The organism is Streptomyces sp. NPDC002690 (genome assembly GCF_053592415.1).
On record NZ_JBSFVR010000226.1, the window covers coordinates 1 to 12,214 of the forward strand.

Here is a 12,214-nt window from a genome sequence, read left to right on the forward strand (position 1 = left end):
GCTGATCGTGCGCCGAGAGGTCAAGTTCGTCTACGGATTCCAGTCCGAGCTCGACCGGCTCTACGGCTTCGGCATGCAGTGGGGCCGCGGCTACAAGTCGCGTGCCTGACCGCTCAGGACCTGACCGCTCAGGACCGGACGAACTGCGGGCCCTGCGGCGGCAGGACGAAATGCGGGTCCGGTGCGGGCGCGGCAGCCGCCGCGGGCTGCGGATACCCGTACGCGGGTGCGCCCGTCGTGGGCTGCGGGTAGCCGTACCCGGCGGAAGCGGGCTGCGGGTAGCCGTACGCCGCCGGGGCGGAGGCGGGCTGCGGGTAGCCGTAGGCCGGTGCGGTGGTGGCGGGCTGCGGGTAGCCGTACCCGGGCTGCGGCTGCGGGACCGTGAGGTCGGAAGAACGCTCCGGAGCAGGGCCGTCGGGCGCCTGTGGGCTCTCCCGCTCGCCGTCCGGCTCGGGCTGCTCGGCCGGCTGCCCGGACGGGTCCCCGTCGTCCACCGAAATGCCGAAGGCCGTCGCGAGCCCGATCAGCCCGGTCGGATAGCCCTGGCCGACCGCACGGAACTTCCAGCCGTCCCCGCGCCGGTAGAGCTCGCCGCAGATGATGGCGGTCTCCTCACCGGTCTCGGGCCGGATCTCGAACACGGCCAGCGGGACGCCGTCCGCGGCCGTCGCGTCGTACAGCGATATACGCAGGTCCTGGACGCTCCCGAAGCTCGCACCGTCCGAGGAGGCGGCGATCACCACCTGCTCCACCGAAGGGTCCAGCGCCGCCAGGTCCGCCTCGACCGTGTCGGTCAGCCCGTCGGCGACGGTGCGCTTGGGCAGTCGGCGCACATGGCCGGAGGGATGCCGGGGCTGGTTGTAGAAGACGAAGTCCTCGTCGATGCGCACCTGCCCCGAGGCGCCCAGCAGCAGGGCGGAGGCGTCCACGTCCGGCACCCCGGCCCCCGGAGTCCAGCGCAGCACGGCCCGTACGGCCGTGGCATCGAGGGGGACGTTCGAACCCTTCAGCATCCCTTGCGTCATGCCCGTCATCCTGCCTGTTGGCGGCTCCCCCGGACAACGCGGGGGCCGTAAACCGGTATCCGGCGGTAGAGCTGAGCTGCCGTACCTTACCGTGCCGGAGCCGTCCGACACGGGCGAGTTACCCGAAGTTCACATATGCGGGGAACTGCGGTCACCCGTCCATACGTACTATTACCGGCCATGCGTTGTTCGATCGATCAGGCGGTACGGGGGAAAATCATGCGTCATTTCGGGCACATCTCGCCTGCTGCCCGGCAGGGACTGTTCTTCCAGGAACCATGCGAATTCGACGCGAGCGCTTCCGCCCGCGTGCTCTCGGCGGCCCTGGGCGCCACGCTCTACGCCCCGGCCACCCGTCCCCGGCTCGCGGACGACGTCGTGAAGCAAGCCGCGCGCGGCGTGATCTCCATGGTCCTCTGCCTGGAGGACTCGATCGCGGACACCGAAGTGGAAGGCGCGGAGAAGAACCTGGTCAAGCAGTTCGCCGACCTCGCCGACCGGGACGCGGCCATCCCGCTCCTCTTCGTCCGGGTGCGTGAGCCGGAACAGATCACCGACCTGGTGAACCGCCTCGGCACCTCGGTCCGGCTGCTCTCCGGCTTCGTCCTGCCGAAATTCACCGAACAGCGCGGAGAGCACTTCCTGGCGGCACTGACCCGCGCGGAATCGGTCTCCGGACACCGGCTCTTCGCCATGCCGGTGCTCGAATCGCCGGAACTCCTCCACCTGGAAACCCGTACCGAAACGCTCCAGGGAATCGCGCGTGTCGTCGGCACCCACCGTGAGCACATTCTCGCGCTGCGGCTCGGCGTCACCGATTTCTGCTCCGCCTACGGGCTGCGGAGATCCTCCGACATGACCGCGTACGACGTGCAGATCGTCAGCGCCGTCATCTCCGACGTCGTCAACGTCCTCGGACGCGCGGACGGCACCGGATTCACGATCACCGGCCCCGTCTGGGAGTACTTCCGCAACCAGGAGCGCATGTTCAAGCCACAGCTGCGCCGCAGCCCCTTCCAGGAGGGCCGGGCGGAGAAGCTGCGTACCGCGCTCATCGAGCACGACCTGGACGGGCTGCTCCGGGAGATCGAACTCGACCGGGCCAACGGCCTCCTCGGCAAGACCTGCATCCACCCCTCGCACGTGGACCCCGTGCACGCGCTCTCCGTCGTCAGCCACGAGGAATTCAGCGACGCCCAGGACATCCTGCGGCCCGAGCGCGACGCCGGCGGCGTGCTGCGCTCCGCGTATACGAACAAGATGAATGAAGTGAAACCGCACCGGGCGTGGGCCGAACGCACTCTCCTGCGCGCCGAGGTCTTCGGCGTCGCACGGGAGGACATCGGCTTCGTGGACCTGCTGGCCGCGGCCGGGGCGAAGTGAGCGCGTACCGATGAGCGGGCGGGCGACGGAGAAAGAGACGATGGACGTGGTGTGGACGGGCAGCTGGGTGGCCGAGCGGCTGGGAGTCGCTCTCACCGGCGATTCGGAGATCAGGGACATGCTGGGGCTCGCGCTGCGGCGTAACCCCCGGCGGGCCCATCTGCTGGTCTCCCACGTCCTCGGCAAGCACGTTCCGCAGCTCCCGTCCGTCGTCCACGGCGCCGGGGTCGAGCTCGGCCACCGGGTGCGCGAACTGCTAGGAGCCGAGGCCGGCGGGGCGATCGTCCTCGGATACGCCGAGACCGCCACCGGACTCGGCCACTCGGTCGCCGACGGCATCGGCTCGGCGCCCTACCTCCACTCCACCCGCCGCCCGGTCCCCGGCGTGGTCCGGGCCGGCGGCTTCGAGGAAAGCCACTCCCACGCCACCTCCCACCTGCTGCTCCCGGAGGACCCGGCCCTCCTCGCCGGCCCCGGGACGCTGGTACTCGTCGACGACGAGTTCTCCACCGGCAACACCGTCCTCAACACCATCCGCGCGCTCCACGACCTCTATCCCCGCGAGCGGTACGTCATCGTGGCCCTCGCCGACATGCGCTCGCCCGCGGACCGGGGGCGGCTCACCGAGTTCGCCGCGGAGATCGGCGCCCGTGTCGACCTGATAGCCCGCGGTTCCGGCACGGTCGTGCTGCCCGAAGGGGTACTGGAGCGGGGGCAGGCCCTCGTCGCCGAGCAGGAGGCGGTGGAGGCGGCCGGGTCCGCCGTGGGTGATGTCGGAGCTGCTGAGGCGACTGGGACCGCCCGGGTCACCCGCGTCGACCTCGGCTGGCCCGAGGGCCTCCCGGACGGCGGCCGGCACGGCTTCACCCCCGCCCACCGAGCCACCCTGGAACACGCCCTCCCGGACATGGCCGCCCGGATCGCCGCGGCCCTGCACGACGGACCCGCCGCCGAAGGAGCGGGTGGCCCCGACGGCCCCCGCCGCGTTCTCGTCCTCGGCTTCGAAGAACTCATGTACGCCCCGCTGCGCCTCGGCACCGCCCTGGAACAGCTGACGGACGCCGAAGTCCGTTACTCCACCACCACCCGCTCACCCGTCCTCGCCGTCGACGACCCCGGCTACGCGATACGCAGCCGGCTGGTCTTCCCGGCCCACGACACCCCGGCGGACGGCCCCGGCGACCGGTACACCTACAACGTCGCAGGAGCCGGCTTCGACGCCGTCGTCGCGGTGGTCGACTCGCACGCCGACACACCCGAACTCCACGCCCCCGAAGGGCTATTGGCCCGGCTCGCCGCTCACACCGGCCGGGTGCTCCTCGTGGTCGTCCCTTCGTACACCCCCGAACGGCAGGAATTCACGATGCTGCCCGAGCCCCTCAGAGGCCCCGCATTCTCCTCGTACGCCGCCGAGGACGTCGGCTGGCTGCTCCAAGACCTCTCGGACACCGAGCTGGAGGCCCCCACGGAGGAACGCGAGGAGGCGATACAGAGCGGTGGCGCGCACTACGCCGAATCGCTCCCCGTCGAATACCAGCCCAGCCCCGCCTACCAGGCACTCTTCCAGGCCGCTCTGGAAACCTCCGCCGCCCGCATCGCCCGCGCGGTCGGCACCGTCACCGAGACGGTCCTCGCCGAACGCGGACCCCGCCCCGTGCTGGTCTCGCTCGCCCGGGCCGGTACACCCGTCGGCGTCCTGATGCGCCGCTGGGCCCAGCACCGCCACGGACTCGACCTGCCGCACTACGCCGTCTCCATCGTGCGTGGCCGGGGCATCGACGCCAACGCCCTGCGCTGGCTCGCCGCCCACCACGACCCCGCCGACGTCGTCTTCGTCGACGGCTGGACCGGCAAGGGCGCCATCACCCGCGAACTCACCGCCGCCCTCGCGGAGTTCGATGGATTCAACCCCGAGATCGCCGTCCTCGCCGACCCCGGCGGCTGCGTCCGCACCTACGGCACCCGCGAGGACTTCCTCATCCCCTCCGCCTGCCTCAACTCCACCGTCTCCGGTCTGATCTCACGCACGGTGCTCCGCGCCGACCTGGTCGGCCCGGACGACTTCCACGGCGCCAAGTACTACCGGGAACTGGCCGGTTCGGACGTGTCCCTCGACTTCCTGGACACCGTCGCCGCCCGCTTCGACGAAGTCGCCGACGAGGTCGCCGAGGAGGCCAAGGCCCTGCTCGCCGCCGACCGCGCCCCCACCTGGGAAGGCTGGGCGGCCGTCGAGCGCATCAGCGAGGAGTACGGCATCAACGACGTCAACCTCGTCAAGCCCGGGGTCGGCGAGACCACCCGCGTACTGCTCCGCCGAGTCCCCTGGAAGATCCTCGCCGACCGCCGCGCCGGCGCCGACCTCGACCACGTACGGCTCCTCGCGGAACAGCGCGGGGTGCCCGTCGAGGAGGTCGACGGACTTCCGTACAGCTGTGTCGGACTGATCCACCCCAAGTACACCCGGGGTGCGACGGGCGCCGACGGCAAGGCGGTGACGGAACAGTGACCGCACCGGGGACGAACCCCGTGGCGATGGTCGCCAGCGATCTCGACCGCACCCTCATCTACTCCACCAACGCCCTCCAGCTCACCATGCCGGACGCCGACGCACCCCGGCTGCTCTGCGTCGAGACGTACGGCAGCAAACCCCTCTCCTACGTCACCGAGACGGCCGCCGCCCTGCTGGAAGAGCTGGGCCGCACCACGGTCTTCGTACCGACCACCACCCGCACCCGCGAGCAGTACCACCGCATCAGCCTCCCCGGACCGGCGCCCGCCTACGCGGTCGTCGCCAACGGCGGGCACATCCTCGTGGACGGCGAATCCGACCCCCGGTGGCACGCGGGAGTCCTGGACCGCATCGCGGGCGAGTGCGCCCCGCTCGCCGAGGTCCGCGCCCACCTCGCCGCCGTTTCCGACCCCGCCTGGCTGCTGAAGGACCGGGTCGCCGAGGACCTCTTCGCCTACCTCGTGGTCGAGCGCTCCCTGCTCCCCGACGGCTGGGTGAAGGAACTCGTCGACTGGGCCGATCCGCGCGGCTGGACCGTCTCCCTCCAGGGCCGCAAGATCTACGCGGTGCCCCGGCCGCTCACCAAGAGCGCGGCCGTCCGCGAGGTGGCCCGCCGCGCCGGCGCCGGTCTCACGCTCTCCGCGGGCGACTCGCTGCTCGACGCCGACCTGCTGCTCAGCACCGACCTCGCCTGGCGCCCCGGCCACGGCGAACTCGCCGACACCGGCTGGCGCACCGGCGGGGTCGTCGCCCTTCAGGAGCAGGGCGTCCTCGCCGGGGAGGAGATCCTGCGCCGGTTCCTGGCGGCGACGCGCGGCTGACGGGAAAGCCCTTGGTAACCGGGAGCCCATTGGGCAGGCTGGGCCCGACCGGCACGACGCCACGCCGACAGCCCAGGAGCTGCGCACGATGACCAAGGGCAACGAAACCCGGATGACGGACGAGCTGTACGCGTACGTACTCGCGCACAACCCGCCGCTGGACTCCGTCCAGCAGGAACTCGTCGCGACCACGTACGCCGAACTGCCGGACAGCGCGGGCATGCAGTCGGCCCAGGAGCAGGGCCCGCTGCTCGCCTTCCTGGTCCGGCTGACCGCCGCCCGGCTCGTGGTGGAGGTCGGTACCTTCACCGGCTTCGGCGCCCTGTCGATGGCCCAGGCGCTGGCGCCGGGCGGGCGGCTGATCGCCTGCGACGTGTCGGAGGAGTGGACGGCGTACGGCAGGGCCGCGTGGGAGAAGGCGGGCGTCGCGGACCGCGTCGACCTGCGCATCGCGCCCGCGCTCGACACCCTGCGCGCCCTGCCCGAGGAGCCGCACATCGACTTCGCCTACCTGGACGCGGACAAGGGCGGCTACATCGCGTACTGGGAGGAACTGGTGCCCCGGCTGAGGCCGGGCGGCATGATCGCGGCCGACAACACCCTCTTCCACGGCGGAGTCGTGGACCCGCACGCCACCGGGGGAGCGGCGGCCATCCGGGAGTTCAACGACCATGTGCTCGCCGACCACCGGATGGACAGCGTCCTGCTCACGGTCGCGGACGGACTGACGCTCTCGCGCAAGCGGTGAGTGACCGCTGCGGCACCACGTGGGACGAAGGACGGGGTCTCGGTGCACCCCGTCCTTCGTCCCACGTGCTCTTCTCCGTTCAGCCGCAGCAGCCCCCGCCGCAGCAACCGCCCCCTCCGCCGCCGCCCGCCGGGGCGGGCGCGGAACCCGCGGCGCCGCCCACGGCGACGGCGGAGAGCAGTTTGACGGTGTCGTCGTGCCCGACGGGGCACGCGGCGGGATCGGAGGACTCGGCCATCGGACGGCTGAGCTCGAAGGTGTCTCCGCAAGTGCGGCAGCGGTACTCGTAACGAGGCATGGACCCAGAGTAGAGCGGCGAACCACCCGTCGGGGCCCGACCTCTACGCGTGCGGCTGGGGGCGGGTGCCCGGCATGATCCGGGGCCGGTCGGAGCGGGCGCGGTCCTCACGGGCGGCCTCCTCGGGGTGGCGGGCACGCCAGTACGGGTTGTCGTGCGGAAGTCCGCCGCTGACCCTGCCGTACATCCCGAAAAACATCAGCATCAGCCCGACGATGAAGCTGAACAGCACGTTCTGCATCTCGAACGCGAGGAAGTTGAGCCCGGTGTCCAGCAGGGCCAGATTCACGAAACCGCTGGCGATGAAGAGGACACCGATCGTCATGTTGAGCGTGGACGCCTTGTTGCCGCCCACCACCATGCCGCCGAAGAGCAGCACGCCCACGCAGATGGAGAGGATGCTCAGCGCGCCGTTGGTATTGAGACCGGCGACCGTGTCGCCACCGGTGTCGAAGAAGCCGATCTTGTTGATCAGGCCGAGGATGCCGAAGACCAGGAGCACGAGCCCCATCAGTCCGGCGCCGATCCGGTAGACCTGACTGAGTCGGTGGTCGACGGGCAGCTCCTCGTTGAGACGGGCGTGCAGGGGCTTGGACCTGGCCTTCACGGGCTCGGCCTGCTCGGTCCTCATGGCGACCTCCTCGGGAGGTACGCGCCGGCGCACGGGCCTCCGGGGAGGTTCGTACCGGCTCTCCCCGGAGGTTCGCACCGGCGCACGGATCCCTTCCAGCATCGGCCCGGGGACGGATCGGGACAAGTCCTGACGGAGCCGGGGCGGGTGCGGGCGGGGCTCGGAGGCTGTCTCCGTGATCCCCCCGGTCAGCGGCGGCCGGCGGCCAGGGTGACGAGGAACTGGCCGCCACCCGCCTGGATGTCCGCCGTCACCGGCAGCCCCGGCACCAGTCGGGAGAATCGGTCCACCAGCCAGTCCGCCGCCTCCTGCGCGTCCTTCTTGTCCGGACAGCGGCCCACCATCTCGCGGCCCCCCTTGCGCTCCAGCCTTTCGGCGACGGCGATCAGCGGCGCGGGCTCGGCCACGTACAGGTGGTCGGGCCAGGCGATGACCACCTTCACCGCGCCCTTGCGGGAGTTGCACCCGCGGTGCGCGAGCCGCTCCGCGACCTTCGCCTTCCGGTCGGCGGTCCGGCTGTCCACGCTGGGCCCCCGCAGATCGTTCACCGACATGTCGGGGTCGACCGGTTCGTCGCACACCCAGCAGCGCCAGCCGTCGCGCTCGGCCACATCATCAAGGAGACTCATCCCCGCAAAGTAGCCTGCCCGGCCGCCGTCCCCCGCATCAGGGGTCCGGGGGTCCCGGGGGGCCGGCGCCGGTGTGGAGACACCGCGGCGCCGGCGGCACGTGTTCAGGTGCCGGAGCCGAGCCCCTCGCGGATGGCGGAGACCACCTGGGCCGCGGTCTGCCGGACGGCCTCCGTCTCGGTCAGGAAGCGCCAGTAGTCGGGGTGGCGGACGTCGAGGGCGGCGATCGCGCGATCCAGCCTGGCCACCGCGTTGTCGAGCGGCCCGGCGTGACGAGGATCGGGCGTGTTGCGACCGGCCATCGCGAGCCGCTGGGCGTCACGGACGGCGAACCGGGTCCGCTCGATCTCCTGCTTCGGGTCCTTCGCCACCGCGTTCAGCAGCCGCAGCCGCTCCCCGGCGGCCGACACCGCTTCGTCCGCGTGGTTGAGCAGCGCGCGGACCGTACCGAGCAGTGCTGTCGCGTCGGCCCACCGCTGGTCCCTCCGGGCCTCGGCGGCCCCGGCGAGCTTCTCCTCAGCCTGGCGGACGTCCTCCGTCGCCTGCTCCGGAACGTGCTGGAGGTCGTGCCAGCACTCCTCCGAGAAGCGCCGCCGCAACTCGCTGAGGATCGGCTGCACCCCGCCCGCCCGGGTGGTCAGGGCCTGCGCGCGGGTACGCAGCGACACCAGCCTGCGGTCTGTTTCGGCGGCCCGCTCCGGCAGCCGCTCGGCCTCGGTACGTATGGCCTCCGCCTCGCGGAGCACGGAATCGGCCCGCTGCAGGGTCTCCGCCACCCCGTGGCGCCCCGCGCCCTGGTTGAGCTTGGTCAGCTCGGGGGCGAGGGCGGCGAGCCGCGTCGCGAGGTCGTCCGCCTTCATCCCGGAAGCGCGCACTCCGTCCAGCGCGCCGGTGGCCCCGATCAGCCCCTGCCGCGCCCGCTCCACCGCCGGAGCCAGCCGGGCGAGCTGCGTCTCGGCACTGCCGAGGAGAGGCCCGAGCCCCTGCGCGTACCGGTCGAGCTCGCCCTTGACCCGTACGAGATCGTCCTTGGCGCGGGTCAGCTCGGCCGTCGCCCGGCCCGCGACGGACGGTTCCAGATCGTCACGGTCCAGGTCGTGCGCGTCGACCGCGGTGATGTAGGTGTGGCTGACCTCGTCGATCCTGCGCCCCAGCGCGGCGAACTCCTCCACCGCCTGCCGGGCACGCGGGGAACTGTCGACGGCCGTGATGGTCTCGATCGAGATCTCGAGATCGCGTTGCGCGCTGTCCAGCTCGTAGAACGCCTCGGCGGCGGCGTCCTTCGCCGCCTGGGCGTCCGCCCGCCGGCTGCTTCCGTCCCGCCCGCCGAACCAGCGGCGCGTACCGCCGCCGGCGAACGCGGCGGGCAGCGCGGCGGCGAACAGCGGGAGCGGCAGCAGAGCCAGCGTCACGACGTCCCGGAAAGCCGAGCCGCCCCGGCGCGGCTTTCCGGCGGAACGGTGCGGTTTCCCCGCGGAACGGCGGGGCGTCCCCGCGGAACGGCGGGGCGTCCCCGCGGAAGCCGGGGCGGCGACGATCGGGCGCCCACCGGCGAGCGCCCTCGACTGCGGCTGCGCGTCTCTCGCCGTCACATGCCTCTCCCGTGCCGTCCGCCTGTGCCTGGTCCATTCTCCCACCAGTCATGACGAATACCCGGGCCGGTTAGTTCGCGGTTCGGACGCTGACTTCCCCGTTGTCGCTGCGGACCTTCACCACGTGCGGGCTGAGGTCGCTGCGCGGTACATCGACGGAGACGTTCCCGTTGTGCGCCTGCGCGTCCACGGCGTACGCGGTCCCGCCCCCGGGCAGCTCGATGTGGGTGCCGCCGTTGTCCGTGTCGACGTCCAGCAGATCCGGTGCCGCGTCGAACCCGAGCCGGATCGACCCGTTGTCCGAACCGACCACCACGGACGGACCGGAGAGCCCCTTCGCGTCGATCGAACCGTTGTCGCTCGACAACTTCAGCTCGCCCCCGGCGTCCCGTACCACCACCGCGCCGTTGTCGGAGGACAGCTCCAGCCGGGTGTCGAACCCGGACGCGGTCACCTTCCCGTTGTCCCCCGACGCCTTGACGGCGACCCCGCGCGGCACCTTCACCCGGTGCCGGCCCGAGCAGTTGTTGACCACGCCCGTGCACTTCACTTTCAGCGTGAGGGTGCCGTCCTCCATCTTCCAGACCGGATCGGGCCCCGACCCGAACACCACCCACCCGTCCGTCTGCCGCTCCACCTCGACCTGGTCCACATCGGCGGGTACGAGCTCCAGCGAGGTGTTCGACGAGTCGATCGTCAGCGTCTTCCCCCGGAGCGCGAACGACTTGTGCTCGACGGGCGCCCCCTCCACGTCCGTACTCCCGCACCCGCTGACCGCCATGGCGACGCAGAGCGCCCCGGCGGAGGCGAGGAGGGCGGTGCGTCGGCGGGCCTGCGGCGTGCTGCTGGTGGTGGTGTCCACGGGATCGGTCCCCCAGATGTGCGCGGTGCGGTGACGTACTCACCGGGGCAGTTCCCCCGGCCACCTTCACGTTATGCAGCCCGGCCGTCACCCACGATGAGGCCGCCCACCGGCTCCGGGGTAGGGGTAGCCCCCGTATCCGGCCCGGCGTTCGAGCCCCGGCTCCGCGTTCTGCGCGCAGCCTGCCGCGCCGGGACCTGCGGCTGAGGCGAAACGGAGTACGAAGCCGGTCCGGACGCCATGTAGGCTGTTCCTTCATCCACGGGTGCGTAGCTCAGGGGTAGAGCGCTGCTCTTACAAAGCAGATGTCGGCGGTTCGAAACCGTCCGCGCCCACCAGTGCAAAGGCCCCCAACCGATCATGGTTGGGGGCCTTCGGCGTCTACTGCTGACATCAACCGGAGCGGCCGTTCCTCCGGATCGGAACGCCAGGAGCGGAACGCGGGGGCGCGTACTCCGCATCTCACCCGCGCACTCCACTGCGCCCCCAGCGCCCCGTCAGTGAGCGGGCGCGCCTCTGCCGGGGGCATGTGCGCCTGCCGCCAGGGCAGTTGCCTCGGGCACCGTTGAGGGCGCGGGGGAGCCTGATCGCGGGGCCGGTGGAAGCGGGCCGGTGGGAGTGCGACGGCAAGCGGGGGAGGCGACGGTGATCGTGGGACGACGAAGGGGTGGATACACGTGGCGCAGACGAGATGCGGGGCCCTGACGCAGCGCAGGACCCGGTGTGCGAAGGAAGCGATGACGGGGACCTCGCGGTGCCATCTGCACCAGGGGGCCTGGTCGCCGTACGAGGTGGCGCGGCGCAGGCAGGCTGTGGCGAGGGCGGCGCTGCGGAGGCTGCGCAAGCGAGGGTGACGCCACATGGGGAGGGGGAGGAGGGCCGGGGCGTGGGGGGACGTCCCGGCCCCGCGTGCGGGAGCGGCACCGCTCAGCGGCGGTCGCTCATGCCCTCGCGTTTCGCGCAGGCGCGGGCGTCGGGGCAGGCGCGGGGGAACCACCAGTAGGGTGCGCCCGAGGCGGGCTGGTGGCGCTGTTCGCCCAGGTTGAGGGCGGTGCCCGTCGACAGGGGGGCCGCGCACCAGACGCACGACCACCCCCGCTGTTGTTGTTCGGTCAGCTCGGATACCGGCGGCAGGTTCCTCACAGTCATGGCATCCCCGTGTCGTCATGCGTCGCGTAGTCATGGTCAGGCGTGGTCAGCATGACGGGTCGCCGGGGTCATAACGCTCACACTTCCGTGAGCGCGCTCACACGCGCAGTGACCGGGGCTCCTGGTGGCCGGACGGCTGCCCCGGCCGTGCGGCCGGGCTGGTCACAGGCCGATCCAGGTGGCCATGTGGCCCAGTGAGTCCGGGGTGCGGCGCGAGAGGTGCACCAGGCCCTTGATCGTCTCCCGGGCGCCCGGATGATAGCGGGTCTGCTCCGGGGCGGCGTGCCGGGCGTCGGCGAGGGAGCCGAGGGCCGCTTCGGTGTGACCGGTCTCCATCTCGCAGCGGGCCCGGTCGATGAGGAAGTGGGCGCGCCGCGAAGTGGCGAGCCCGGCCGGCAGTTTGATCCCGTGGGCCTGCACCAGGGCGTCGTCGTACTGCCGCATCTCGATCGCCGCCGACATGCGGTGCATCGCCACATTGGTCGGGCCGAAGGAGAGCCAGTGGATACGGGTCACCTCGCCCGTACGCTCGGCGCAGCGGGTGGCCTCCGCGATGTGGGCGTCCAC

At 71.8% G+C, this 12,214-nt stretch carries 11 protein-coding genes, 1 tRNA gene and 2 pseudogenes; 6 read left to right on the forward strand and 8 right to left on the reverse strand.

Annotated elements, in window-relative coordinates; translation table 11 throughout:
- Nucleotides 1-109: pseudogene (locus ACWD3D_RS24590) on the forward strand (Tellurium resistance); the annotation flags it as partial.
- 19 nt (nt 110-128) lie between these two features.
- On the opposite strand, the gene ACWD3D_RS24595 reads toward ACWD3D_RS24590, so the two are convergent.
- On the reverse strand, nt 129-1,034 hold the full coding sequence (locus ACWD3D_RS24595) for a TerD family protein (RefSeq protein ID WP_451462973.1): 906 nt from the start codon (nt 1,032-1,034) through the stop codon (nt 129-131).
- 210 nt (nt 1,035-1,244) lie between these two features.
- Here ACWD3D_RS24595 and ACWD3D_RS24600 point away from each other — a divergent pair, with 210 nt between their 5' ends.
- From ACWD3D_RS24600 to ACWD3D_RS24615, 4 genes are all read left to right on the forward strand, one after another.
- A complete protein-coding gene (locus ACWD3D_RS24600) occupies nt 1,245-2,408 on the forward strand; it encodes an HpcH/HpaI aldolase/citrate lyase family protein (protein ID WP_451462982.1) in 1,164 nt (387 codons plus the stop codon).
- 40 nt (nt 2,409-2,448) lie between these two features.
- Nucleotides 2,449-4,914 (forward strand): phosphoribosyltransferase, encoded by a 2,466-nt coding sequence (locus ACWD3D_RS24605; protein ID WP_451462974.1) that lies wholly within the window; start codon nt 2,449-2,451, stop codon nt 4,912-4,914.
- A gap of 26 nt (nt 4,915-4,940) precedes the next feature.
- Complete coding sequence (locus tag ACWD3D_RS24610) at nt 4,941-5,738, forward strand: HAD family hydrolase (RefSeq protein WP_451462983.1); 798 nt, start codon at nt 4,941-4,943, stop codon at nt 5,736-5,738.
- Between the two features lie 88 nt (nt 5,739-5,826).
- Entirely contained in the window at nt 5,827-6,486 is a 660-nt protein-coding gene (locus tag ACWD3D_RS24615) for an O-methyltransferase (RefSeq protein WP_451462975.1), read from the forward strand.
- 79 nt (nt 6,487-6,565) lie between these two features.
- Here the strand turns inward: ACWD3D_RS24615 and ACWD3D_RS24620 are convergent, their stop codons facing one another.
- The 5 genes from ACWD3D_RS24620 to ACWD3D_RS24640 all read right to left on the reverse strand — a co-directional run bounded on the left by ACWD3D_RS24620 (nt 6,566) and on the right by ACWD3D_RS24640 (nt 10,498).
- Nucleotides 6,566-6,784 carry an FmdB family zinc ribbon protein gene (locus ACWD3D_RS24620; protein ID WP_451462976.1) on the reverse strand — a complete coding sequence of 73 codons (219 nt, stop codon included), beginning with the start codon at nt 6,782-6,784 and terminating at the stop codon, nt 6,566-6,568.
- 43 nt (nt 6,785-6,827) lie between these two features.
- Nucleotides 6,828-7,415, reverse strand: a complete 588-nt coding sequence (locus ACWD3D_RS24625) for a DUF4383 domain-containing protein (RefSeq protein ID WP_451462977.1) — start codon at nt 7,413-7,415, stop codon at nt 6,828-6,830.
- Between the two features lie 188 nt (nt 7,416-7,603).
- Entirely contained in the window at nt 7,604-8,044 is a 441-nt protein-coding gene (locus ACWD3D_RS24630) for a hypothetical protein (protein ID WP_451462978.1), read from the reverse strand.
- Between the two features lie 104 nt (nt 8,045-8,148).
- On the reverse strand, nt 8,149-9,456 hold the full coding sequence (locus ACWD3D_RS24635) for a hypothetical protein (protein ID WP_451462979.1): 1,308 nt from the start codon (nt 9,454-9,456) through the stop codon (nt 8,149-8,151).
- Nucleotides 9,457-9,706: 250 nt separating this feature from the next.
- Entirely contained in the window at nt 9,707-10,498 is a 792-nt protein-coding gene (locus ACWD3D_RS24640; protein WP_451462980.1) for a DUF4097 family beta strand repeat-containing protein, read from the reverse strand.
- 263 nt (nt 10,499-10,761) lie between these two features.
- Between ACWD3D_RS24640 and ACWD3D_RS24645 the strand changes: the two genes are divergently transcribed.
- A tRNA-Val gene (locus tag ACWD3D_RS24645) sits at nt 10,762-10,836 on the forward strand.
- A gap of 589 nt (nt 10,837-11,425) precedes the next feature.
- Here the strand turns inward: ACWD3D_RS24645 and ACWD3D_RS24650 are convergent.
- Together ACWD3D_RS24650 and ACWD3D_RS24655 are read right to left on the reverse strand one after the other, a co-directional pair.
- A complete protein-coding gene (locus ACWD3D_RS24650) occupies nt 11,426-11,647 on the reverse strand; it encodes a hypothetical protein (RefSeq protein WP_451462981.1) in 222 nt (73 codons plus the stop codon).
- A 162-nt stretch (nt 11,648-11,809) separates the two neighbouring features.
- Nucleotides 11,810-12,214, reverse strand: a pseudogene (locus ACWD3D_RS24655) (transcriptional regulator); the annotation flags it as partial.